This is a genomic window from Pedobacter suwonensis, assembly GCF_007833675.1.
GTDB lineage: Bacteria > Bacteroidota > Bacteroidia > Sphingobacteriales > Sphingobacteriaceae > Pedobacter > Pedobacter suwonensis.
On the sequence record NZ_CP031708.1, the window covers coordinates 214,735 to 240,351 of the forward strand.

The 25,617-nt window shown below is 42.6% G+C and carries 16 protein-coding genes; 1 reads left to right on the forward strand and 15 read right to left on the reverse strand.

Annotated features, from left to right (window positions below; all coding sequences use genetic code 11):
- Positions 1-80: 80 nt before the first annotated feature.
- The 12 genes from DV942_RS00895 to DV942_RS00950 form a co-directional block, all read right to left on the reverse strand.
- Positions 81-671, reverse strand: coding sequence for a hypothetical protein (locus DV942_RS00895; protein WP_145854470.1), 591 nt, complete (start codon positions 669-671; stop codon positions 81-83).
- 23 nt (positions 672-694) lie between these two features.
- Positions 695-4,132: a glycosyl hydrolase gene (locus DV942_RS00900; RefSeq protein ID WP_145854473.1), complete on the reverse strand. Its 3,438-nt coding sequence runs from the start codon at positions 4,130-4,132 to the stop codon at positions 695-697.
- Between the two features lie 57 nt (positions 4,133-4,189).
- A complete protein-coding gene (fucP, locus tag DV942_RS00905) occupies positions 4,190-5,485 on the reverse strand; it encodes an L-fucose:H+ symporter permease (protein ID WP_145854475.1) in 1,296 nt (431 codons plus the stop codon).
- A gap of 107 nt (positions 5,486-5,592) precedes the next feature.
- Entirely contained in the window at positions 5,593-6,042 is a 450-nt protein-coding gene (locus tag DV942_RS00910) for a MaoC/PaaZ C-terminal domain-containing protein (RefSeq protein ID WP_145854477.1), read from the reverse strand.
- A gap of 217 nt (positions 6,043-6,259) precedes the next feature.
- Positions 6,260-7,327: a Gfo/Idh/MocA family protein gene (locus DV942_RS00915; protein WP_145854480.1), complete on the reverse strand. Its 1,068-nt coding sequence runs from the start codon at positions 7,325-7,327 to the stop codon at positions 6,260-6,262.
- Positions 7,328-8,563, reverse strand: coding sequence for an extracellular solute-binding protein (locus DV942_RS00920; protein WP_145854482.1), 1,236 nt, complete (start codon positions 8,561-8,563; stop codon positions 7,328-7,330).
- Complete coding sequence (locus DV942_RS00925; RefSeq protein ID WP_145854483.1) at positions 8,556-9,716, reverse strand: CaiB/BaiF CoA transferase family protein; 1,161 nt, start codon at positions 9,714-9,716, stop codon at positions 8,556-8,558. The genes DV942_RS00920 and DV942_RS00925 overlap by 8 nt, the downstream gene beginning before the upstream one ends.
- Positions 9,717-9,825: 109 nt before the next feature.
- Complete coding sequence (locus DV942_RS00930) at positions 9,826-10,977, reverse strand: CaiB/BaiF CoA transferase family protein (RefSeq protein WP_145854485.1); 1,152 nt, start codon at positions 10,975-10,977, stop codon at positions 9,826-9,828.
- Entirely contained in the window at positions 10,974-12,134 is a 1,161-nt protein-coding gene (locus tag DV942_RS00935; RefSeq protein WP_145854487.1) for an ABC transporter substrate-binding protein, read from the reverse strand. The genes DV942_RS00930 and DV942_RS00935 overlap by 4 nt, the downstream gene beginning before the upstream one ends.
- A gap of 138 nt (positions 12,135-12,272) precedes the next feature.
- The gene (locus tag DV942_RS00940; RefSeq protein WP_244950790.1) at positions 12,273-14,789 is read right to left on the reverse strand and encodes a glycoside hydrolase family 2 TIM barrel-domain containing protein; all 2,517 of its coding nucleotides are present in this window, start codon (positions 14,787-14,789) and stop codon (positions 12,273-12,275) included.
- A gap of 3 nt (positions 14,790-14,792) precedes the next feature.
- Positions 14,793-15,899, reverse strand: coding sequence for a glycoside hydrolase family protein (locus DV942_RS00945; RefSeq protein ID WP_145854489.1), 1,107 nt, complete (start codon positions 15,897-15,899; stop codon positions 14,793-14,795).
- A 1-nt stretch (position 15,900) separates the two neighbouring features.
- The gene (locus DV942_RS00950) at positions 15,901-18,654 is read right to left on the reverse strand and encodes a family 78 glycoside hydrolase catalytic domain (protein ID WP_145854491.1); all 2,754 of its coding nucleotides are present in this window, start codon (positions 18,652-18,654) and stop codon (positions 15,901-15,903) included.
- A 272-nt stretch (positions 18,655-18,926) separates the two neighbouring features.
- Between DV942_RS00950 and DV942_RS00955 the strand changes: the two genes are divergently transcribed.
- Entirely contained in the window at positions 18,927-19,700 is a 774-nt protein-coding gene (locus DV942_RS00955) for an IclR family transcriptional regulator (protein ID WP_145854493.1), read from the forward strand.
- A 60-nt stretch (positions 19,701-19,760) separates the two neighbouring features.
- Here the strand turns inward: DV942_RS00955 and DV942_RS00960 are convergent, their stop codons facing one another.
- From DV942_RS00960 to DV942_RS00970, 3 genes are all read right to left on the reverse strand, one after another.
- On the reverse strand, positions 19,761-21,926 hold the full coding sequence (locus DV942_RS00960; RefSeq protein WP_145854495.1) for an alpha-L-rhamnosidase-related protein: 2,166 nt from the start codon (positions 21,924-21,926) through the stop codon (positions 19,761-19,763).
- A gap of 358 nt (positions 21,927-22,284) precedes the next feature.
- The gene (locus tag DV942_RS00965) at positions 22,285-23,874 is read right to left on the reverse strand and encodes an SLC5 family protein (protein WP_145854497.1); all 1,590 of its coding nucleotides are present in this window, start codon (positions 23,872-23,874) and stop codon (positions 22,285-22,287) included.
- A 622-nt stretch (positions 23,875-24,496) separates the two neighbouring features.
- Positions 24,497-25,582, reverse strand: a complete 1,086-nt coding sequence (locus DV942_RS00970) for a Gfo/Idh/MocA family protein (RefSeq protein ID WP_145854499.1) — start codon at positions 25,580-25,582, stop codon at positions 24,497-24,499.
- Between the last annotated feature and the right edge of the window lie 35 nt (positions 25,583-25,617).

Below are 25,617 nucleotides of genomic sequence, written 5' to 3' on the forward strand. Positions count from 1 at the left end.
CCTGAAGTCGTAAATTCTGAAAGAAAAAATTTCCGATCATATGAGGTAGCTTTTTTATCATTGTTTTCCTTTTTAGCGTTCTAATCTAGTTTATTGCCAAAATTTCTTAAATTCTGAAGGGTGGGCAATGGCCTGATCATAATTTTCTTTACATTTTTTTTTAGAATTTTTTCGGAGCCCAATGATTTTAAAGTTTCAGTCCTCACTCCTGCTAAAAGATCAAAGACTGTTTCAATAGTTGAATTTTTGCCATCATAAACTACACTGGAGATTTTAACCAATTGAAAAACGCCGTTTTTGTAGATGAATTTGTGTTCATAACGAACATCATTTTTTTCGGAGTTCATGACTAAAAACCCTTTTTCAATAAAAAAATATGGAATGGTATTTTTGGTGTGTATACCATTTGCATATTGAGGTTCAATTACATCTGTTGAAGAGAAAATCATTTTAAATTGCTTATTTGGCTGTAACAAGAATATCTGCAACCTCAACGGAACTGCTGCATCGATTGTATCCATTGTAATTACAGTTTTGTCGGTTAAGCCATCGTTATTCAAATCACCCTTTTCTAACCTAATGCGGACATTAAAATTATCTTTTACTTGCTTTTGCTGGGTGTAAACAATGGTTTGGGCAAAAGCCAGAATGAATACAATTACTTTTTTCATTTATTGAAATATCAAATTCTCAATTACTTTTCAAGTTGTATCAGTACCGGTCCGAATAATCCGGCAGGGTTTAATGGCTTGCCTTCTAAACGGAATGGTGCAGTTGTTTTGGTAATTCTTTTGTCTTCAGGCAATTTACTATCGCCAATTAAACGGTTAGCCCAGGTATTTACCACTTCAATACTGATCTGGTTCTCTCCTTTTTTAACGGCCTTGCTGATGTCTAAATAGTAAGGCGGTGTCCACAAGGTACCGCATGTCACGCCGTTGATTTTAACTTCGGCCATGCTCGAGAAAGCGCCTAAATCGATCCAGGCATTTTTGGTATCGCCATTGTAAGTAAAGTTTTTGGTGTAAAGTGCAGTTCCCGAATAGTAGCGGATTGCCGAATCAGGATTTTTGCTCCAATCGCTAAGCTGATTAAAAAGAACCGGTTGGGATGGGCCGCCATAAGCGGGGTCAAATTGCACCTGCCAGTTAGCTGAAATATCCAGTGCTTTTTTATCTACAGGCTTGTTTTTTACAGCTTTCAATCCGCTATCGGCACTTTGTGAAGAAAAAGAACTTAATTCCGGTGTATCCATTACCAGAAAAACAGATTGGTTAGGATATAAGGTTAAACTGATGTTAGTACCATCAAATGCATTGTTGATCTGATGTGGTTCAGACCATACATCACTTACAGCATCATAGCTTTGTACAGCTTTTCTGCCATTTCTTAAATTGAAGAGTAATGCCCTTTCTCTATTTTGCTGATTAGAGATAAAGTAAATTTCCTTGTTTCCATCAATTCTATGGGTGTAAGCAATACCAGGTGCGTAATCCTCAGTTAATTTACTGTTCGTGAATTCGTTAACCGTTAAGTCTCTTTTCAAGCCTAAAACATCAAAGGTTTCACCATAGAAAGGGGCCTTAAAAATCTGTCCCAGTCCTAATTTTTTGGTATAAACAGGATGGTTATTATTTTTATATGATTCGAAGTTGCCATCCCAAATTTCTTCCACCATTTTATTGAACACCGAGGCGTTAACCTGTTTTATACCATTTTGGTATAAGGGTTTATCTCCAACAATTACCTTCGCACCTGCCCTGATCAGCCCCAAAAGCTTTTTAATTGTTTCATAGCTTATGTACTGGTAATTGGGGTTCATTTTCATATCCCCGGGGAATACCAGAATTTTATAGCTGGTACCGCCTGCAAAAACAACTTCTCCGTTTTTAACGGTTGCAGTGCTCAATACGTCCGGATTAAAACTATCGTAAGCATAACCGCGTAAAGGGTTTACCCAGTTTTCGGGATCGGCCATGTTAGCCGAATGGGTAACCCCGGCAGGGATTTGTCGCAAAGGTTCGCCAACATTGGCTAAACGTTGCTGTTCTGCCTCCACCACCTCCTTGCCAAAAACTCCGGGTAAGGTTGCGACCAGCCTATCGGGTAATACCGACCTGCGGGGCAATTCTTCACCTGTGAAAACGGCAATATCCACTACAGGTTTACCTTGTTGCAGCAGATTTTGCGTGCGTATGGCATAATCAACCCAGGCTTTACCCAGTTTCCACCAGGTTTGGTCGCGCTGAAAGTAAAGGCCTACCCCATCTAAAGTCATGCCCGGTTTTCTATCCATCCAGGGGTTGTGCGCAAAAACGTGGTAGCTCAGTTTATTAATGCCCAGGGCATAATTACGGTCTTGCAGGGTTTTCATATTGCCCGGACTTTCGTTCCAATCCATCCGAACGGTGGTAAAGGCCTCTGCCTGAACAATGTTTTTGCCATAAATGTGCGCTCCTGAAATGGCATCGAGCATATCGTTTGGTTTATCGTGCGTAGGGCTGTTCAGCCAAAACTCGCCCATGGGTACATCTACTGTTTTATAGTGCAATAAATCGTCGCTCATCATGGTAGGTGCTACACTCTCCGCGGTAAAGGTTACCCCTTTCTCCTTGGCCAGTTTGGCCAGGGTTTTATAAAACTGATCAACCACCAGCTCGGCAATGGTTTTTCTGATATCATACAGGAAATCTTCAGATACTTTTGCATTCTCTACCGGAAGTCCGGTAAAAATGGGCAGATAAGGTGTTAAATCGTACCCCCGGCGTTTTAAAAATTCGGCTTTGAACAATGGCGACCAGTTCTGGCTGCCACACTCCCAGCTATCGACATGGAAAACGCTCAACACCTTTTTGGCCGTTTCAGGGCCAGCATGTTTTAAAGCTGCTCCATACCAATTGTCGAACTGTAGTTTAACGGCTGCGGGATTAAATTTATCGCATTCCAGTCCCATGCCGCCACCTGCGGTAGCGTTGGTATGCCCTGTTGAGGTATGCCCGATCCTCAAAATAGTCCATTTACCTTTGGGAGCCTTCCAGTTCAAAGTGCCGTCAGGATTTAGTTTATTACTGAGGTTGATGATGTCTTTTAAGGGAATGCAAAGGTTTGGGGCAATTTGAGCATCTGTGCTTCTTTTGCTGATCCGCCAGACAGCGCCATTTTTGCCTTCAAATTGATTAAGCTGCGCTTCGGCCGATAATTCCAGGTTAACGAGTTTTAATGAAGGTTTCCATTTGGCCGCATCTAAATCTTCAGCGCCAGGTTCAGCGCCTCTCTTATCGTAAATAAACCTGAAGAATTGAGCTGTTACAGGCACAATGCTGTGTGTTTCAGCTTCATCTGTATCCTGCCAGCCATGCCGTGGTGCTTCCAGGCGCCCGATGGAGCGGAAGGTTTTCCCATCGTTACTCACCTCAATGGCCAGTCGCTGGGCCTGATAATTATTGCCACTAACCTTAATTGTTATGGTTCGGCAGGTGAAAGGCTTTTCAAATTCGTACTGGATGTAACAAGGTTCGTTTGAGCCAAAGTTTTTCTTATTGCCCGGTTGCACCAATCCGGTAGCGTCTGCACCATTGCTGGCCGTAATTTTAGGGATGACGGTTCGGGTAGAGATCCCTTCTCCTACAGGTGATGGATACGCATAAACAGCTATGTCGCGATAGTAATTTTCCTTATTTTCGGGTACAGGTAGTTGTATTTTATTCTTTGTATTACTGGTGGTTATCTTTGACCAAACTACTTTTTGCATGGAAAGTTCGGGTTTAATCCAGGGACCGCCTGCCAATGCAAAACCATCGCTTACATGCATACCCAGTTTAAGGTTTAAACGTTTGGCTTCGCTCATGGCAAACTCCACCATTTGCCACCATTCAGGGGTAAGTTGTACGCTTGGCGGCTGATAAAGCGGTGTTTTATCGGCACCCTGAATACTCATTAAATAAGCGCCGCCGATACCATTGACTTTCATGGCCTCCAGATCGGCTGTTATGCCGGGTTTCGAAACAGCTCCTTTAATCCAGTACCAGAATACCCAGGGCTTTGCATTTTCATTTTGCGCATGGGCCCGCTTTGAGACACAAAAGCTGACCAGCAATATCAATAACAGTGTTTTACTAAACCTGGGTGTCATTTTTAAATTTTATATTCAATAACTTTAAGTTGATCATAGTAGCAAGGAGTAGATTAATTATGATTTATGCGCCATTTTATAGCCGCTTAAAGCAAAATAAAGCACCACTATAAAGCAAACCAACGGGATGCTGTAACCAATCTGGATGTGATCACCGTACAGATCAATCAGGGTGCCCATGCCGAAAGGTAAAATGGCACCTCCCACAATTGACATAATTAACCATGAAGAACCTGGTTTGGTATCATCACCAATACCATCTATACCCAGGGCAAAAATGGTCGGAAACATGATCGACATAAAGAATCCAAGTCCACCTAAAGCATACACCACGTAAGAACCCTTTCCTAAAATAGCCACCAGGCACAACAAAACAGAGATAACAGCATAAATTGCCAGCAGTTTATTGGAAGAAACAAACTGGAGAATGGCTGTACCTGCAAAACGCCCGACAGTGAATAAGAAACCATAAATCGCTAAATAGGATGCCGCGGTTTTCTCATCAAAGCCACCACCTTGCTGGGCCATTCTGATAAAAAAACTGGTTACACAAACCTGCGCACCGACATAAAAAAACTGTGCAACCACAGCCCACCTCAGGTGTTTATGCCTCAATGCACCAAAGAAACTACCTTTGGCCTCGCCATCAATACTTTTGGTTTTAATTTCGGGCAGGTGGATGAAATAAAATATAACTGCGATAACCAGTAAAATAATTCCTAAAGTGATGTAAGGGGTTTTAACTGATGCTGCTTCTTCCAAAAAATAGCTGTTTCGGTGCTCAGCACTCATGGCCGCGAGTTGTTCTTTGGTATGCGATTTTCCGGAAAGGATAAATAAACCACCGATCATGGGCGCTACCATGGCTGCTAAGCCATTAAATGATGCGGCAAGATTTAACCTGCTGGTGGCTTTTGCTGGATCGCCTAAGACTGCAGCATAAGGATTGGCCGAAGTTTCGAGCATGGTTAAACCACAACCAATGATAAAAAGTGCAATAAGAAAAGTGATGTAGGAAAGGTTATTGGCTGCCGGAACAAATAGAAAAGCACCGATTGCAAAAGCCAGCAGGCCCGAAATCATGGTAGCCTTATAACCCCATTTCTTTAAAATAACGCCTGCCGGAATGGCCATTAAGAAATAGGCAAAGAAAACAGCGGTATCAATTAAGGTAGATTGCCGGTTATTTAAGTTACAGGCTTTTTTAAGGTGCGGAATCAGGATCGAATCGAGATTGTGCGCCATTCCCCACAGGAAAAACAGACTCACTACGAGTATAAATGGCAATAGGTACTTTTTTCCCGATGAGGAATGGTTTTCAGTTACAATTTCGGTTGCGGTGTTGTGGTTCATGATATTTGGTTTATCGGTTCATTGGTTCAATAGTTCATTTGTCATTGGTTTGATTTGTTCATTGGAGCTGCCACTGCCAGGCGGAGATCAGTATCCTGATTACTGAACTAATGACTACTGAACTTTTTGACTACAAGAAGATGGTCGCAGACCAATACAACTTCTCCATGCTGGTTAATAATTTCTACATGCTCGGTTACGGTGCCATATTCTGGCCTTTTGCTTTCTCCTTTTTCCGAAATGGTGACTTCGGAGTGAATGGTATCGCCAATAAACACCGGTTTTATGAAACGAAGTTTATCGTAACCTTTACTCATGGCCTCGGGGTTAATTTCGGAAGCAGTAAGGCCAATACCAATGCTGAAAATCATGGTACCATGTGCGATGCGTTGTTTAAAGGGTTGTGTGGCACACCATTCGGCATCCATGTGGTGCGGAAAAAAATCGCCGGTATGGCCTGCATGCACCACAAAATCGCTTTCTGTGATGGTGCGCCCTAAGGTCACACGTTTATCCTGTAACTGGTAATCTTCAAAAAATGTGGATTTGAAATACATAATTTAATTTTTTTATAAGCGATACAATCGCCGTTCCCGTTCATCCTCGTTGCAAACGAGGACGATGTGTTGTTAAATTTTATTCATTTAGTTTTTTGCAGAGCGTCTTACGAGGCAACGCTTTGTTTTTAGGCGATACAATCGCCGTTCCCGTTCATCCTCGTTACAAACGAGGACGATATTTTCAATATTGTTTCCTCCTCGCAATGACGCTAACTTATTTTGGCTTCACACCACCAGTATCACTGGATTCATAGGCACTTTCTACTACAGCCATCGTATCAATCACATCTTCAACACTGGTGTGTAAAACAGGGCTTGATCCTTCATTATAACGCATTAAATTGGCCATGGTGCCAATAAAGGCTTCAGGAAACCAGGAGCCTTCCAGTTTTACGGTTTGCCATTCCGGTGTTTTACCAGCTTCTGCCACACAATACTCAAACACATCGGGCACGCCATGCGGATAATCCATCAATAAGCCAATTTTGGCTATAATAGCGCCTTTGGTTCCCTCCCATTTTATATAACTTTCCTGATGCTTCGGACCAAAATCATGGTCGTGGTTGGTATTGATTACGGCATGCATCGTATCGCCATAATCGAGTAAAATGGTTGAACGTGATGAGGACAAGCTTTTGGCAGGATGTTTCAGGGTTTTGGCCAGCACGCTATTGGGGTTACCCAAAAACGAACGGATCAAATCAACGTAGTGGATGCTATGATACTGAATCTCTAAACGTGGATGGATGATCACGTGCGGGAAAATTTCCCAGGGTGTTTTAATGGTTACGCGGACTTCCATATCGTAGAGTTCGCCAATCAAACCTTTATCGATAAGGTATTTTGCAGCACTTACAAAAGGTGCAAAGCGCAGCTGAAAGTTAATGGCCGCTTTGAGTTTTTTTGCCCGGCATAAAGCTAAAATTTCTTTAGCCTGGTTAAAATCATCGCCCATGGGCTTTTGGATTAAAACCGCTGCACCATCAGGTAATTGCTTTAGGGTTTCGATATACTGCCCGGGCATAATGGTAATATCGAACACCGTATTTTCAGGCGCTGCAGCAACGGCTTCAGCCACAGTATCAAAAACATGAGGGATGCCGAAAGCATCGGCCAGTTTCTGTGCCCTGGCTTTTGTCCGGTTTACAATGCCATATACTTCAAAGCCCGCAATTTTATAAGCAGGAAGATGTGCATCAGCCACAATTCCGCCGGCACCAATAATGATAATCGGCTGTTTGGTTTCGGGTAAAGCTGGTTTATATTGGATATCGATACTCATTCAATTCAATTTGTTAATCTGGTTTTGGGCTGCCTCAATTAAACCGGCAGATTCTGCCGTGGTATTGATGGCTTTTAACACCATTTCATCAATAATTTTGGCTATTTGCGTCCAGTTTTTATGCTGTGGCAGCGTATTGGCCACCTCGTGTAACTGTTCTAGTTTATGGTAGTATGGAATCATTTCGTTTACTTCTGCATCTTTCCAGGTAGAAAGCCTGCAACCAATTCCACCTTCAAGCGTCAATAGCTTATCTTGAGCGGCATTCGTGGCAAATTTCAGGAAATCGTAAGCCAATTCTTTGTTTTTACTGCCTTTGGCAATGGTGTAAAGCCAGTATACATTTAAAGATGCCGATGCCTTACCAACTGCTGCAGGCAACAAATCGACACCTACTCTACCTTTTACCTTCGAATTGGCATCTACCTCGCACATGCCGGCAAAACCAAACCAGTTAATCATCATGGCGGCTTCGCCATTGGCAAAAGCCAGGCCGGCGGCAACCGATTCAAAATCTTTTGATTTGGGATGAACTGCAGTTTGATCATTTACGATCTTCCGGTAAAAATCAAGACCTTCTACTGCCGCGTGGCAGTTGATTTGAATGTTTCCATTTTGATCAACCAGACTGCCCGCTCTGGTCCACAATTGCAGGCAAAAATCGAAAACGGTATTGTGCCCATCGGGATAGCAGGCAAAGATGCTGCCATATAGGTGCTCGTGCGGGCGGTGAAAAAACTGTGCTGCCTGATGAAAATCCTCCCAGGTTTGGGGTATGGTTAAAGCTTTTCCAAACTGTTTTAAATAATTGGCCTGCTCAGTTTCGCTTTCAAACAAATCTTTGCGGTAGATAAAACACTCCGGACCGTCATGAAAAGGCAAACCCACCACTTCCCAGCCAAAGCGCTGTAATTTGAGTAGCGATTTGCTCCAGCCATTAGGGAAATCTACGGGTTTACGGGTGTTGATATAAGGGTTTAAAACCTCAAATGCCTGGTTCAGGTAACCTTCATACACCCAATCGGTATTGATGTGCGCAATATCAAATGTACCTTTAGCTAAGCCCTGATTGGTAATGGTACTTTCATAGAGCTCGTGTAAATCCATAATCTGCATGTCCAGCTGGAGTGTACAGCCAGAAAAAGCACAGTAGCTGTCCCAGAATTTTTGCATGGCAGATTCAAAAGGGCCAAATTTACGTACAGCTATTCTGAAAGTTTCGGCTTGATTAGACATTTACAGTTGTATGAGTTATAAATTCTTTGATGATTTTTTCGTTGTCCTGTCCCAGTTTGGGTGAACCTTTCGGTGAAGTTAATAATTCTCCGTCAATCCGGATTGGACATCTGGTGGTTTCGTAACGGTAACCATCAAGCATTTGTACTTCCTGGATCATGTTCAATACCTTAAAACCATCGTGCGCCATCAAAGCATTCCAGTTTAATACATCCGAACACCAGATATCGGCCGGTTCTAATTTAGAAAGCCATTTTTCAGTGGTTTGGGTAAGCAAATGACTGGCTAATATGTATTTAATCTCGTCGCGCTTGTCAAAGGCTTCGCTTACTTCTGCATAATCTTCCAGTTTTTCGCAGCCGAGTAAATTACCCAATTGCGGAATTGACCCCATGGCCAATGCCAGATAACCATTTTCGGTCTGGTAAATGCCATAAGGTGCACCTAAGTAAGCGTTTGCGTTGTTTTGTTTAGATCGCTCAGGCAAACTACCACCGTCGTTCATGAAGGTGGTAATGGTTTCAAACTGAAAATCGTAAGCCGATTCCATCATGCTTACCTGGACAAAACCGCCCTCACTTTTTACAGCTTTTCGGTACAGGCAGGCTAAAATTCCCTGGGCCAGATGTGCACCGGCCAGCATATCAACAATGGATAAGCCCATGGCCATAGGTCCACTATCTGCATTTCCGGTAAGCGATGTCAAACCTGTAACCGATTGTAAGAGCAAATCCTGCCCCGGTTTATTTTTCCATTCACCAGTGGTGCCGTAACCTGATATTTCGCCATATATAATAGTCGGATTTAAAGCGCTCACTGTAGGATAATCGAAGCCTAAACGCTCCATTACACCCGGCCTGAAGTTATGAATCATGACATCGGCCTTTTTTAAAAGCCCGCGTACCATTTCGCAATCTTCCTCACTTTTTAAATCAACCTCAAAACTTTCCTTGTTCCGGTTGATCGCATGAAAAACCGATGATTCGCCGTTCATAATCAGGTTTGAGGTATACAGCGTACGGCAAATGTCGCCAATGCCCAAACGTTCGATTTTGATTACACGCGCCCCCATATCGGCTAAACGCAAACTCGCCGAGGGGCCGGAAAGAAACTGGCTAAAATCGATAACTAAATAATCTTCAAGCGGTCGCATATGTTAATTTATTTTATTCTTTATTCGTCATTCCGACCGTAGTGGAGGGATCTGTTTTGAAAGATTTCTCCGTTCCGCTGTGCTCCAGTCGAAAATGACGGCATGATGCTTAATTTATCTCAAACTCTCTGTTGATACTTTCCGTATCAAAACCCAATTTTGGCGCAGCTTTAGCCGCAAATAATTTTCTTTTATCCAGCCGGATTGGACTAACGGTTGTTTTAATGGTTTTTCCGCTCCCTAAATCAAGCTGTTGTTCTATTTCCAGGTTTTTATAAGTGGTTAATGCAGTAGCCGTTTGGTAATTGAGCACCTCGGCACACCAGATGCCATTGCTTTCCAGTAGATTAACCCAGCTGGCTGTACGCTCCAGTTTAAAGGTTTCGGAAAGACGTACAATCAGTTTGTCGCGGTTATCGAAAGCTGAACCAGCTTCTACATACAAGTCGCTGATATCGCAGCAGATAATGGCGCAGATATTCGGGAGGTTGCCCATGGCCATGGCAATGTAGCCATCCTGCGTTTGGTACATGCCATAAGGTGCGCTTAGATAGGCATGTGCACTACCTTTGACTCCGCTCCTGTCTGGCAATTTGCCTCCATCATTTAAATAAGTCGTAATTACTTCAAACTGTACATCCAGAATAGATTCGAGCAGGCTCACCTCTACCAATACGCTTTTTTGGGTTTTAGCACGCTTAATTAAAGCCGCCATAATGCCTTGTGCCAAGTGGTTGCCGCACATAATATCCGATACGGAAAGGCCAAAAGGCACCGGTCCGTCGGTATCTACACCGGAAAGAAAGGTTAAACCAGAAACAGATTGAACCAGTAAATCCTGTCCGGGTTTATTTTTCCAGGGGCCTTCGTTGCCATAACCCGTAACCACGCCGTAGATAATTTTTGAATTGATTTGTTGTACCTGCGTATAATCCAGCCCAATTTTCTCCATTACACCCGGCCTGAAATTATGGGTCATTACATCTGCTTTGGCGATCAGTTTTTTTATTTTTGCTAAATCTTCCGGATTTTTTAAATCGGCAGTGTAACTCTCTTTATTGCGGTTAATGGTATGAAATAATAAGCTGTCTTCATCCACAAAGAGATTTTTGATGGATAGAGAGCGGCAGGCATCGCCGGTTTGTGGTCGCTCTATTTTAATCACGCGAGCGCCTAAATCAGCCAGTTTTAAACCAGCGGATGGCCCGGCCAGAAACTGGCAAAACTCTAAAATCAAAAGTCCTTCTAACGGCCTGTTCATGATACTGCTAAACTTTTAGATTGCTGATATAACTCGTTCAAAGCAGATAAAACTGTCATTTCATCGCCCTCACCCATTAAATAATCGCGCACTACATCACCGGCATGATCCTGAAAATACATGGACCCATGGTAGCGGGGACGTAAAAAAGCCCTTTGTAAGGCAGGTAATGTGTTGGCAAAATATTGCTGGCTCTGGCGATTCACCTCTTCATTTTTCCATGCAGCCAAATGCCCGGGTTGTCCCCCGCTTTCGAAATATAATGTAGCCTGACAATTTGGAGAACCCACAAACTCAACATATTTGGCTGCCATTTCTGGTTCGGCACATTTTGCTGAAATAGCCAAACCTGTGCCACCTAAAGTGCTTCTTAAATTGGTTTTGCCATTCACCGATATCATATCATGAAAGTGCAGCACTTTTCGTGCATAACCATTTCTTGAATAATTGGCATAGCCGTAGGCAAAGGGGCAATAAGCAATCTGATCTGTTTGGGTCATGGCTTCATATACCTGAATGGGGTTTCTGTTGAAATTTGCCGGATCTATTTTTGATGCCAGCTGACGGTACATTTGTAGTGCCCTTACCCCGGTTTCAGTTGAAATTACAGTCTCATCGTTATGGCAGGGATCTTCGCCCAAAGAGCAGCAAAGCGTATAAAAATTCATTAACACATCTATCGGGATGCCTGCAAAGGCTACCAGGCCTGCATTGGCCAATGCCATTAAATCTTCAAAAGATTGAGGCAGGGAAAAGCCTTTTTCAGCCAGTAAATCAGGCCGGCTGGCGGCTACGGGTGTGGCTGCATCAATGGGTAACGCCCATAAATGACCATCGTAAGTATAACTTTCGTAAGATTGTCCCACCGAATGCTCTTCCTGATCTTTCAAATAGTCATCACTGAGGTAAGAATCCAAAGGAACAATCGACTTGGTTTTGGCGGCAAAGCCTGCCCAGGGATGATCGATCACCAATAAGTCGAAACGCTCTGCCAGTTCCTGGATAGAAAAATCGGCAAATTGCTGCAAGCTCCGCTTTTCCCAGGTGATATTTACATTGGGTTGCAATTCTGAAAACCGCTGTGCAGTTGCCACCATGGGCAATAAGCCACGACTGTGGTTCCAGGTTATTCCTTTTAAATTGATCGTCTTCTCCACTTATTCTTATTATTTAATTTCTGTCATGGTTCGTGTCTTCACGAACCATCATTTACATGCTCAGTTTCGGTTGGTGAGCCACCAACCGATTAGGTTATCCAACTGGTTGGTGCCACACCAACCAGCTTTGCAAGGCTTTTATTTATTTATTCTAACTTCTATAACTGCCGATGACAAACCTGCCGATGTTGCTGTTAGCTTAATCACCCCTGCTTTTTCTGTAGCCTGCAAAATAGCCAGGCATAAACCATGAAAAGCTTTGCGGTAGCTGGATTTAAAAGGTTCTAAACTCGCCTGAAACCCATTGTCTACACCGGCTATAGATCCATTGCCTTCCACTTTAAAGTCAACCAGGTTATCCGCATTCGGTACCACATTCCCGGCCTTATCTAAAATGCGTACAGTGATAAACGATAAATCTTTACCATCGGCTTTAATCTGTTTTCGATCAGCTATTAACTCAATTTTAGCCGGATCGCCGGCAGTTTTTACTTCTCGGACCAAAACCTCTTTTCCATTTTTGCGCGATAAGGCTTTAAGTGTTCCGGGTTCGAAATTTACGTTCCATTGCACGTGTAAATCATCATTCTGTTTTGATTTTTTACCTAAAGATTTTCCATTGAGGTACAGTTCTACCTCGTCAGCCTGGTTGTAGTAAGCCCAAACCTCTACAGATTTGCCCGGTTCCCAGTTCCAGTGAGGCAGGATGTGCAATACCGGTTTATCGGTCCACTCGCTTTGGTACATGTAATACGAATCTTTAGGGAAACCCGCTAAATCGACAATTCCAAAATACGAGCTGCGTGCCGGCCATGGGTAAGGTAATGGCTCGCCGAGATAATCAAAACCCGTCCAGACAAAAAGACCTGAAACATGATCGTATTTTTTGGCTGCTTTCCAGGTTTCTTCGTGCGTAGAACCCCAGTAAGCCGAAACATTATCATAAGCAGAGGCTGACCATTTAGGGTTGCCTTCAGTAAACTTTGTTTTTCCGTCTCTTGGCCACCGGCGGATGGTATCAGCCGTATCGTAAAAACCTCTGGTTTCTAATGCTGATGTGGTTTCGGTGGCCAGAAACTTAACACCAGGATAATTTTTAGGCCAATCTTTATACAGTTTATGGTTGTAGTTTAATCCATAAATATCCAGCGCATTGGCCTGGTAAATAAAATTTTTCTTAGCATCGGTTTCGGTTAAGGCCGAGATTACCGGACGACTTTGATCGAGGTTTTTAACTGTTGTCACCAACTCTTTGGTTAGTGCTACACCTGTACTATCGAACTGCTCTCGGATTTCGTTTCCGATGCTCCATAAAATAATGGAGGGGTGATTGCGGTCGCGGAGAACCATATCTTCCAGATCGCGTTTATGCCATTCGGGAAAACTGAGGTGATAATCGTTTTTGTTTTTCTTTTTCGCCCACATGTCAAAAGCTTCATCCATTACGAGAAAACCCATTTCATCACATAAATCTAAAAACTCCGGTGCCGGTGGATTGTGGGCTGTACGGATGGCATTTACGCCCATGGCTTTCATAATTTCGAGCTGGCGCTCCATGGCGCGTAGGTTTACAGCAGCGCCCAAAGCACCCAGATCATGGTGCAGGCAAACGCCCAGTATTTTGGTGGGTATACCATTTAAAGAAAAGCCCTTTTCTGCGTCGAAATTGAAGGTTCTGAATCCGAATTTAGTTTCATAAGTATCAATAAGCTTATTGTTTTGCAAAATTTGTGTAACCACTTTGTACTGTGCAGGATTTTTTAACGACCAAAGCACAGGGTTTTTAAGCTGGCTATCGCTGTTAACGATTAATCCGGTTGTATCTATTTTGATGTTTTGTGCTTGTGTTTTTATGATCAGTTTATCCCTGGCATCATAAATAGAATGTACCAAAACTGCTGACTGCTGTTTCGAAGTTTTGTTCTGGATTTGCGTTTTTATACTCACTTTTCCGTCAGTACCCGTAGTTACAAAAGTGCCCCATTTGGCCACCGCAACTTTGGCGGTAGTTGTTAACCATACGTTTCTGTAAATTCCGGAACCGGAATACCAGCGCGAATCGGGCTGTGCTGAATTATCGACCTTCACAGCAATGACGTTATTGCCTGACTTTATGAATCTGCTGATTTCGTAAGCAAAAGAACTGTAGCCATAAGGACGTTTACCCAGATAATGGCCGTTTACCCAAACCTCGCTGTTTTTGTAAACACCGTCGAACTCAACGGTAATCAATTTGTTTGTAAAACCGGCAGGTGCGGTAAATGTTTTCCTGTACCAGCCAATACCAGTTGGCAAGCCACCACCCTCAGGTTTAGCAGGGTTCTTTTCGTCGAATTTGCCTTCAATGCTCCAGTCGTGTGGCAAAGTAAGTTTTCTCCATTTTGAATCATTATACAGCGAATTCCTGGCAGCGGGATCATTACCCAGGAAAAATTTCCAGTCTTGGTTGAAGCTGGTTTTTACTCGGGATTCTCTATCGGTTGGTGTCTCACCGACCGATAATTGTCTATCATGGTTGGTGCCTCGTGAAAAGATTTCTCCGTTCCGCTGCGCTCCAGTCGAAATGACGAATAGTGGATTAGCATCACAATTTTGCGAGGCTAATAATCCCAGCAGGGATACCATAAAAACCTTATAAATGCCCGGTATTCTCATTTCTTAATTTTGAACAAAATTCAATTTACTTTTTCCTAAATCTTTCGAAGTGGCCACCGCAATGCCCCGCTGGTCTAGTTTGTTCACCGCACAATAAAAGTGGTAAACAATGCCTTTGTGCTTAACGACGAACGATTTGTGTGCATATAACTCATCATATTTTTCTGATGATTCGATCAGGTTATTACCCGTCCAGTCGGTCCAGTTAACGAGGTCTTTAGATACTGCAAAACGGTTAAAAGAGCCTTTCCTGTCCTGCCAGAATGCGCCGAAATAAAACATCACATAATTGCTTCCGATCTGCTGGATGACTGCATCGCCGGTAATGCCAACCGGATGATGTACAACGGGATTTTTAAGGTAGCGTTGCCAATGCACCATATCGTCGGATACTGCCATGCCAATGCGTTCATACCAGCGTGTTTTTTTATTGTTTGCCAGCGAATCGCCAACAGCATTGTAATACATTACAAAGGAATGGCCCGTTAACTTTTTCTGATCGGCAATCACCGTACTTTTAAATAGTTTATGACGGTTTTCCCACCAGCGTACATCGCTGTCGAGCGAGCTTAAAACCGGTCGATCCAGCCGTTTCCATTCCTGCACAACCGACGGATGTTGATCGGTATAGGCCATGCCAATAGATAAAGGTTCTGCCTCGTATCCTTTTTCCTTGCCACCAAAATAAGACAACCAGTATTTGCCATTAAAGCGGTTCGCCTGGTAACTGCCTCCCCATTTGATAGCTAAAAGTGCATTGTAACCCGCCTTCTGGTTATCGTCCCATTTGCCTGAATCATCGAACGACATTAATTTACCCTGATTTTCCCAGTGCAGTAAATCGCTGCTTTTCGCCATCCAGGTTTCGTAACCGCGACCGCTAAAAATCAGATAAGTCATGTACCAGTATTTGCCTTTTCTAAAAATGGTGGGACAATCCATTTTATGCTCCTGATCAGCCGGAACCATCACCAATCCGTATTTGAAAGGCGTTTTCACATCCTGGTAAATTTTTTCCATTTCGACCGCAGATACCGGATTTTTAGCTTCCTGAGCAAATGCTGTAGCGCATGTTAATAGGCCTGTCAGATATATCCAGATCTTGCTCATGCTACTTCACTTTAAATTTATAATAACCCGAACCGATTGCAATTTGGGTTCTGCCGTTGGCTGTACCGAGGTTTTGGAATTTAGCATTGTGAATCTCTGCAAGGCTTTGATTTGACGAAACCGGAATATAAACCACAGCTGTGGTATTCGCTGGAATATTTATGGCGATTTCAAAACCTTCAGCCGTTTTTTTCCAGTCGGTAGCTATTTTACCATGGGCTGATTGGTAACTCGTGGTTGCTGCAGTTAAATCACCGACTACCTCAGGGTAAATTTTAATCCGGTTAAAGGCGACTGAGTTTTCATCCTGACGGATTCCACCCACTCCGCTGTAAAACCATTCCATTAAATGCCCCAGCATAAAATGGTTATTGGAAACCGTTGGCAGTGCCGCCCAGCTTTCGGTCAAAGCAGTAGCACCCTTCGCTAACTGCATGCCATAACCGGGTACGTCGCTACGGCTGTTCATGTCGAAAATCACATCCGAGCGTCTGGCATCTTCTAAAACGCGTAGTACATAACGGTAGCCAATGTCGCCTGCTGTTAATCCGTTGTTTTTATCTTTAATGTCTTTTACGAGGTTATCAATAACTGACTGCTTATCTTTTTCTTCGACTAAACCCATATAAACAGCCATGGCATTGGCCGTTTGGCTGCCCGAGCCGTATTGCCTGGTTTCCGGATTAAAGAATTTAGCATTAAATGCATTGCGTACTGAAATTGCAAGTTTGGCATAAGTCAGTACATCAGCTTTTTTACCCAATAAGGTGGCTATTTTTTCGAGGATTTTTAAATCATAATAATAAATAGCAGTGGCTGTAATGCCCATCGGGGTAAGCTGTGAAACGCCCGGAGGTTTTGGGCCAAGGTCATACCAATCGCCCAAACCCTGCGATAAAATGTGGTTATTGGCTTTGGTGCTTAAATATTGGATGTAACGCTGCATGGTGGGATAATGATTGGCTAAGGCTTGTTTATCGCCATACCACTTGTACAAATCCCAGGGTACTAAAATACTACTACTGCCCCATTCAGGCGAATCGCGGAACATATCGCCTCCCCATTCAAATTTAACATACTCAGGTGCAATTTCAGGAACGAGTCCGTTGGCTAGCTGCGAATTTTGCATGTCGACTGAGGCTTTTACAAACAACGGTGCAGCCGCGTAATTGTAATTTACCGAGCTGCCCATTAAATGCAATTGCTCTAACCAACCGAGTTTTTCGCGGTGCGGACAATCTGTAAAAACACTTACCATATTGCTTTTAATGCTCCAGTCGATCAGTTTAAAGGTTGTATTAAACAATTCGTTTGAAGAAGTAAACTCGCCTGCTGTTGGAGCTGCATTACGTACGTGCAGGCCTTTTAAATCTTTGATAATGGCTTTGTTCAACGGGTTTTCTTTCCCTGCCGGAACGCCACCTTTAACCTGCAGATAGCGAAAACCCGTATAGAAAAAACGTGGCCGCCAGGTTTCGGTCGCCTCACCACTTAAAATATAGGTAAAGTAAGCAGGTCCACCCATGTTTTTCTGGGTAACGGTACCATCTTTTTTTAATAGTTCAGCTGGTGTAATGCGGATGGTGTCGCCTGTTTTGCCGCTCACCTGGAGTTCAATAATGCCCGACGCGTTTTGTCCGAGATCATAAACCCAGTCACCATTTGCTGTTTGTGTAATCTGCTTTGCAGGAAAATGATCAAAAATTTTAACAGGCTCTTCTTTCTGGGCGTTTAGCTTCGGACCATTTACTACCAAAGCGCTTTTCCATTTGCTATCATCGAATGCTGTTTGGTTCCAGTTTTTTTGCGCTAAACCGGCGTTATAGTCTTCGCCACCATAAATACTGGAAAAAGTAACCGGCGAGGGTGCTGTTTTCCAGCTTTCGTTGCTGGTTACATTGACCGAAGTGCCATCTGTATATTCGATCAGTAAACGGCAGATCATTTTCGGGAAGCCATAAGCCACTTTTAGTTTCCGGTACCTTTCTTTGACCGGCGGAATGTAATAAAAGCCATTTCCCAGCATCACACCCACTGCATTAGCGCCTTTTTTTAGTTGTTTGGTAATATCATAGGTTACGTATAAAGCTTCGCGATCGTATTTGGTCCAGCCAGGGGCTAAAAAATCATCTCCTACTTTTTCGCCATTCAAACTTATTTCAAAGTGACCCAAGCCCGAAATAAAGGCAGTAGCTTTTTTGATGCTTCTGGTTACTGCAAACTCTTTGCGGAACATCGGAAGGATATTATTGCCGTTAAATTTGTCTTTCTTCCCATCCGTCGGTAAAACATTTACGTTTGAATCGGCCAGTTTTTCGTAAGCAATCCATTGGGCGCCTTTCCAGTCAGCTGCACTCAACAACCCCATCTGGAAAAGTGCCGTTTCACTCCAGGCAGATGGCTTGCCCCGGTTATCCCAAACCCGGATTTTCCAGTAATACCTTTGAGCTGATTGTAGTGCTGCTCCTCTATATTTTATCTGAACGGACTGACCGGAAATAATCTTTTTAGAATCCCATACCTCACCTTTACCTTGCTTAAGCGAAGTCAGGCTCTTTGATACCAGAAGCTGATAAGCGGTTTGCTTGACATTGTGCTGATCTGAAGCCATTTGCCAGCTAAAATGTGGTTGCACGGCATCAATCCCAAGCGGATTTGAACGGTATTCGCAGGCTAAATGGAATACCTTAACCTGCTGAGCAAACAGCGGAAAAGTAAACAGGTAAAAAAAAGAAAAAATTACAAGTTTGTTCATTAGCCTGTACAGATCGCTTTTGATGCTTGATTTGGTTTATACTTGGTTGTCGTGCTCAATTTAATTAGAAATAAATTCTTGGTCCTTATAGTATAAGCTGTAGAATTTGTTTAACTTTAAATTTTGCAGGTAATTCAAATATAAATCTTTTTTTTAAATATGAAAACATATATTCAGGTAATAATGATATAATTTCATTCTGAATATGAAATATGAATGCTTTTTGTATGTTTGAAACTGTAAAAAATACGATACAACCAAATTAACCCTGTATGAAAGAAAATGAATCGAAGTATCAGGCGCCAGCTTTAGATAAAGGCCTTGATATTTTAGAGTATCTATCGGCTCAATCTATTCCCTTATCACAAACCGAAATTGCCATTGGTATTGAAAAAACACCGAATGAAATTTACCGGATGCTGATGAGTCTGGAAAGCCGTGGTTATATTTTACGCGATGAGGTTTCGGGGAAATACCGGTTATCGCTCAAGCTTTTTTACCTTTCGCACCGCCACTCACCTATTGATGAGTTAAGGAAGGCTGCACAGTTTCCGTTGGAAGAGCTGGCCAATTCGGTACGCCAATCTTGTCACCTGAGTATTTTGTACATGAACCAGGTGATGGTCATTATCCATGCGAAAAGTCCGGGACCAATTGCCCTTTCTATTGAAGAGGGAAATTTGTTTCCGCTACCATTAACTGCATCGGGTAAAGTATTGCTGACTTATATGCCCGAAGCTGAACGAAATACCTTATTAAAAAACAACGCTATTTTTAAAAAATATGCCAAACCACAGCAGGAAGATTTTTTAAACTCTTTGAATGAAATTCAGCAAACAGGTTCATATTTTAAAAACAGTGATGCTGTTTCGGGTGTAACCGATATTTCTGTCCCTATTGGTATTGCCAGCAACAATGGCATTATTGCCTGCTTAACCATTTCGATGCTGAATGCCTTAAATTCCGATCAGGCGATTGACAGCAAAGTTATTTTAGCTGAAGCGAACAAATGTGTTAAAAAAATTGAACAAAGAATTGGAGTTTAGCTTCATTTAAACCTAGCAGGGTTTAAAGCCTGCTAGGTTTGCATGGCTACACAAGAGCTGTTAGTTCGAATATTTAACCAGATACTTCATTCCTTTTTCAATTGTAACCTCGAACATTCCTTTTGAAATTTCTTTAATTTCTGCTCCTTTCGCTACTGGTTTCGTTTTACTCTTTATCCTGAGTTTACCCTTTCCTGTAGCAGCGCTCACCTTGATTTCCCTTTTATTCATGTAAACTGAAATATCGCCGTTGGCAGTGGGTACTTTACCTTCCATCCAGGCTAAACCACCTAAATGGGGCTCAATGGTGTAGGTTTCGTAACCCGGAGAATCGGGACTTACCCCGAGGTAATATTTGCCGAGCAGGTAAATCGGGCTGGCTCCCCAGGCGTGGCAAAGGCTTTTTCCAAATGGCCGGCCGTACATGGCCAGGTGTTCGGTACCTTTTTTATCGGGATTATATTCTTCCCAGAAGGAAGTAGCGCCGAGTTTAAGCATGCCTCCCCAATAATTTTTCATCTCTTTTAATACATAGCTTTGTTCACCCATGGCACAAAGTGCTTCCAGCTCATAAAAACGCATGTAAGGCGTGGTAATTTTGTTGATGCTGTCGTTAAGCAATACATGTTCTTTTACGGCGATTTTTTGTTCGGGCGTAAAGTAATCGAAGAAAATCCCGAACATATTCGCATAGCGCGTTACATTTTCTGTGGGCTGACCGGCTACCCTGCTGTGCACCAAGGCGTGTTTGCTTTGATTCCAGTAAATATCGAATATTTTGGCTTTCAATGTTTTGGCTTGTTGTTCATATTTGGTGGCATTTTCGCTGTCGTTAGCTAGTTTGGCACATAATGCCATGCTTTCTAAACTGCGGGCGTAAAGCAGTTGCTCAAAGCTCACTTCCCCATCTTTACTCAGTTTATCGGCCCAGTCTATAAAAATCCAGTCGCCGGGCATCCATTCCAGCAAACCGTTTTTGTTTTTACGGCCATCAATATAAGTCATAAGCGATTGCATGCGGGGATAAATGTCCTGTACAAATTTTCTGTCCCCGGTAAATTTGTAATAATCGTAAATACCCAAAAACCAATAGAAAGAGTAATCCATAATGGTATTGATGTGCGCTGTAACCGGATCTTTGCCACGCTGGGCCAACAATGTTCTTTTCACGGTCGGCGCATCAAAAAACGAATAATAATTCATGAGGTAACTTTGGTAGGCATCGCCACTCCACACCCATCGGTCACGTTTTATGCCATCGATAAAAAACTCACGGGTATTGAGGTGAAAAGTGTATTTAGCTACATCATAAATCTTGTTCAGTTCCGCATCTGATGATTTAAAACTTCCTCGCTCGGTAACCGGAGCATATTCATAAAGCATGGAGATAGAATCAGCAGAAACGCCATTTTCGGGCTGAAAGTTTACATAGCGGAAAGCTTTGGAAAGTAGCATCACCGAATCTTTTTTGTTGGTAAGATCAATCTCCAGGTGATCCAGTGTTTCGCATTTATCGGTTGATAAAGCTTCTTCTTTCGATTCGCCATAATACAAACTCAATTTGCCCTTTCCTTTTAAGCCGTGTACTTTAATGAAACCGAAGGTTTCTTTACCAAAATCGGCAACATAACCTGTGCCTGCCTTTTCTGTTTTAACAGCAGTATGCTTCACAGCAGGTAACTTAAACGCAGAAGGCATGCGGTAAGGATCGGTTAAACCCCAGGAGCCGGCCGAAACAAAGGTGGTTCCAGATTTATCGGAGGTTTTGCCACTGGCATCAATCCATTCTTTATCCTCAAAAGTGGTTAACCAGCTTTCATTTGATACAACGGTTTTACCCTGTACAAAAATGGCTGGCACTGTAGCCTGGCTATACACTTTCAGGCTTAGTTTATGCTTTCCGGCCGGGATCTGGATGGATTTCGGAAAGCCGGTTAGGGCCTGACCGTCAATTTTAACATTGTAAGTGCCTTCTACAAAGAGTTTAACTTCTTCAGCTTCATTAAGGGTAAACTCTTTATGGAAATCGACCAGCACGTAATGGCTATCCATTTTCCAGAATACAGGGAAAAATGAACCACGTTCTGTTCTACGGTTTTGCATCACATTGCTCATGTAGATATCAAAATCGCCGGGATACCAGATCCAGGATGCTTTTTGCGCAAAAGCGGGGATTACCATGGCTTGCAGCAGGGTAATCAGGAGTATTTTTTTTAGGTGTTTCATGTTGCTTGGTTTTAGCCACGGATAATTTAGGCTTATCAGGTTTTTATTTAGCTAAGGATGGACACGGATTAACACGGATATAAGGTGTTGTTATCTGTGTGTATCCTTTTTATCTGTGTTTATAATTTGTGTCCGTCATGGGATAATTTAGGTTTTCCATGTTGCTTGGTTTTTAACCAGCGATAGACACGGATTTAGTATCTGTGTTTATCCTTTTTATCTGTGGTTCATAATTTGTGTCCGTAATGGAATAATTTAGGTTTATCATGTTGCTTTGTTTTTAGCCACGGAAGGACACGGATTAACACGGAGATAAGGTGTTGTTATCTGTGTGTATCCTTTTTATCTGTGGTTGATGTTAATGTCCGTTAAAGAAAATATAAAGTGCAACCATTACCATAGCCAATGCAGCCCATGAAATCCAAACAGTCTTATCTGGTTTTTCAATATTGGCCTCGTGTTCTTCGTTGATGGTGTAAATACTTGGTGTTCTGTCTAAAAGCGAAATCAAAATGGCGATGAGCAATAGACCCATAAAGATCAGGAAGGATGACATGAGGTAATGTGGCCAAAAGGTATATTTGCTAGGCGGTAAAACCCATAAATACATGATTCCGGTACTTAAACTCAGTATCGAACCGATGGATAGTATAAAATTTACGGCTTTTCGGGTAGTCCGTTTCCAGAACACGGTTAACAGAAAAACCACAGAAAGCGGAGGCGCAATAAAACCCAGTACGGATTGGAACACATCGAAGAGGTTTAGACCTTTAATGTTATCGATGGCCAGCACTACAATTACCGCGAAAATACAACCTGCGATTACGGTTAAACGCCCAACATTGATGATCTGCTTATTGCTGGCCTGCGGATTAATTTTCTTCACATACACATCCATGGTAAATACGGTGCTTAAGGAATTTAAGGATGAACCAATTGTACCCACCAGAACTGCGATGAGCACTACGATAACCAAACCATTCATGCCCGGAGGGAAAAGATTCGTTACCATGGTCATGTATGCTTCGTTCGGATCTTTAAGGTTGGGAAAGAGGATATAACACAATATGCCGGTAACGATAAAGAGTGGCAGTGAAAGGATTTTTAGCCAGCCAATAAAACTTACCCCCAACTGTCCCTGTTTCAGGTTTTTAGCGCCCAACACCGACTGAACCATCGACTGATCGGTACAGAAAAAGGCTACAGCAGCTACCGGATAACCTAAAAGTATGGCGTACCAGGGATATTTTGGATCGCTGGCCGGTTGTATAAGGTTCCAGAAATGCCCAGGTGTTTTACTATAGAGTGCTGAAATGCCACCAACCTTCTGTAGGCCTAGCAAAGTAAGCGAAAGCGAAACAGCAATCAGTAAAATCATCTGGAAAATATTGACTTTGGCAATGGCTTTCAAACCGCCAAAAAAAGTGAATAAGCCCGCAAAGGCAACCAAAACGGTGACCGATTGCCACATGGGGATGCCTAAAATTTGGCGGACTAAAAAACCACCGGCAAATAAACCTAACGATAGCCAGGAGATTAAAATCTTTACTAATGCATACCAGGCTAATATATTTTGGGTAGAATCGCCGTAACGGTTTCCCATAAATTCGGGCATGGTGCTCACTTTTGCGGCCAGGTATTTGGGCGCGAAAACAATGGCAAGCAGGAACAGAAAAATAAAGGCATACCAATCGAAGTTTACGGCCACAATACCGGTGGTATAGCCGATACTGGCAAAAGCAAGCAGCATGGATGGGCCTACGTTAGTACCCCACATATTGAAGCCAATACTGGCCCAGCCTAAAGATTTATTGGCTAAGAATAAGGTTTCATCACTGTTTTTTGTCTTCGGAAAACTGGCGCGGTACCCGATCACCATCAGGATGACAAGGTAGGAGATTACGATGATGTAATCTAAACTGGTTAAACGTTCTACGATGTTGTGCATTTGGTTAGTTTGGTTTTAAATATTTCGTCATTGCGAGGAGGTACGACGAAGCAATCTTAATGCGGTAGCTAATTATCCACTAGTTGTAAGATTGCTTCGTTCCTCGCAATGACGAATTTCTATAATTCGATCGATTCCCGGCTAAAGTTGTAACTGTATATGTTTTTGCCACGGAAACACGGATTAACACGGAAACTTTTAACTTGGTTTAATACTTTCCCGATATTAAGCATCTAACGAATTTGAATTCCGTGACTTCTGTGTTTCCATGGCCGATTTTATATATAACATACATTTTAACTTTTGATGTGATACGAACTATTGCTTCTCAACAATCTGTGTCTGTCTTTTTCATCTGTGGTTTAATATTCTATAATCCTATCGATTCCCGGCTAACGTTGTAACGCTATATTCTGTTGCCATGGAAACACGGATTAACACGGAAACTTTTCTCTCGGTTTAATACTTTCCCGATATTTAAGTAGCTAACGAATTTGAATTCCGTGACTTCTGTGTTTCCGTGGCCGATTTTATATATAACATACATTTTAACTTTTGATGTGATACGAACTATTGCTTCTCAACAATCTGTGTCTGTCTTTTTCATCTGTGGTTTAATATTCTATAATCCTATCGATTCCCGGCTAATGTTATAACTGCTTAATATTTCATCTACCTTTACCGGCAAGCCTGTTTCGAGCGATTTATCCATGGCCTGCAAAAGCGCAATAGTTCCAATGCCTTCTTTTAAATCAGGGTAAGCGGTGAACTTATTGTTAATGCTGTCGGCAAAATATTCCAGGTAGTTTTGGTATTCGCCGGCATGGTGACTCTGGCCTTCGAAACGGAAATAATGTTTCAAAGTGGCATCGCCCCAGGTAACTATTTTTTCTTCGCCTGTTTTGGTGGTTACGGCATAACGCAATTCATGATAATCGGCCTGGCTGGCCCCTTCTGTCCCCCGCAAAATACAGCTCATTCCACTATCGCGACTTGCAGGCTGGGTTGGTCCGGTGTAAGCACCACTTACGCGGGCAATTCTGCCATCTTTGGCCTTGAAGATAAAGTGCATGGTATCCTGGTTTTTTAAACCAGCTTTTTGCCCATTGCTGCTAAGCATACCATAGCCCATTACTTCTTCAATATCAGGCATATACCAGCGGATAAAATCGACAGGGTGACTTAAACCGCCATATAACCATTTGAACGATTGTTTTAGCGACCAGCCTTTTTCCAAAAACCACCGGTGATCGGCATGGTAGTGGCTTTCGATGGTAATCAACTCGCCGATCAGGCCTTTATCGAAATCTTTTTTCTGGCGCATGGCCGGTTCGAAAAAGCGCGAACTCTGACCGACGAAAATTTTCTTTTTGGTCTTTTTGCTCAGGGCCAGCAGTTCGTTGGCCTGCGAGAGATCATCAATAAAGGGTTTGGTACAAACCACGTGCTTATCGTGTTCCAAGGCCAGTTTGATGTGTTCAAAATGCAAATGATCGGGCGTGTAAATCGCAATCATATCAATTTTATCGCTTTTGAGCATATCGTTGTAATCGGTAGTCCAGTTCTGGAAATCGAACTCCAAAGCCCGTTCTTTGCAAAGTTTTTTATTGGCATCGCAAATCTGGATCAATTTGAACTTTTTGCTGGCCAGTGAGGCAGATATGGTGCTTCTGCCCTCGCCTAATCCTAGTATTCCTAATCTTAACATATTTTATTTTTTGTAAGCGTTATAATTTTAAGTTT

Excerpts from the sequence above, each read along its gene's own strand:
- DV942_RS00895 (WP_145854470.1), bottom strand. The coding sequence starts at position 671 with ATGAAAAAAGTAATTGTATTCATTCTGGCTTTTGCCCAAACCATTGTT.
- DV942_RS00900 (WP_145854473.1), bottom strand. The coding sequence starts at position 4,132 with ATGACACCCAGGTTTAGTAAAACACTGTTATTGATATTGCTGGTCAGC.
- fucP (WP_145854475.1), bottom strand. The coding sequence starts at position 5,485 with ATGAACCACAACACCGCAACCGAAATTGTAACTGAAAACCATTCCTCA.
- DV942_RS00910 (WP_145854477.1), bottom strand. The coding sequence starts at position 6,042 with ATGTATTTCAAATCCACATTTTTTGAAGATTACCAGTTACAGGATAAA.
- DV942_RS00915 (WP_145854480.1), bottom strand. The coding sequence starts at position 7,327 with ATGAGTATCGATATCCAATATAAACCAGCTTTACCCGAAACCAAACAG.
- DV942_RS00920 (WP_145854482.1), bottom strand. The coding sequence starts at position 8,563 with ATGTCTAATCAAGCCGAAACTTTCAGAATAGCTGTACGTAAATTTGGC.
- DV942_RS00925 (WP_145854483.1), bottom strand. The coding sequence starts at position 9,716 with ATGCGACCGCTTGAAGATTATTTAGTTATCGATTTTAGCCAGTTTCTT.
- DV942_RS00930 (WP_145854485.1), bottom strand. The coding sequence starts at position 10,977 with ATGAACAGGCCGTTAGAAGGACTTTTGATTTTAGAGTTTTGCCAGTTT.
- DV942_RS00940 (WP_244950790.1), bottom strand. The coding sequence starts at position 14,789 with ATGAGAATACCGGGCATTTATAAGGTTTTTATGGTATCCCTGCTGGGA.
- DV942_RS00945 (WP_145854489.1), bottom strand. The coding sequence starts at position 15,899 with ATGAGCAAGATCTGGATATATCTGACAGGCCTATTAACATGCGCTACA.
- DV942_RS00950 (WP_145854491.1), bottom strand. The coding sequence starts at position 18,654 with ATGAACAAACTTGTAATTTTTTCTTTTTTTTACCTGTTTACTTTTCCG.
- DV942_RS00955 (WP_145854493.1), top strand. The coding sequence starts at position 18,927 with ATGAAAGAAAATGAATCGAAGTATCAGGCGCCAGCTTTAGATAAAGGC.
- DV942_RS00960 (WP_145854495.1), bottom strand. The coding sequence starts at position 21,926 with ATGAAACACCTAAAAAAAATACTCCTGATTACCCTGCTGCAAGCCATG.
- DV942_RS00965 (WP_145854497.1), bottom strand. The coding sequence starts at position 23,874 with ATGCACAACATCGTAGAACGTTTAACCAGTTTAGATTACATCATCGTA.
- DV942_RS00970 (WP_145854499.1), bottom strand. The coding sequence starts at position 25,582 with ATGTTAAGATTAGGAATACTAGGATTAGGCGAGGGCAGAAGCACCATA.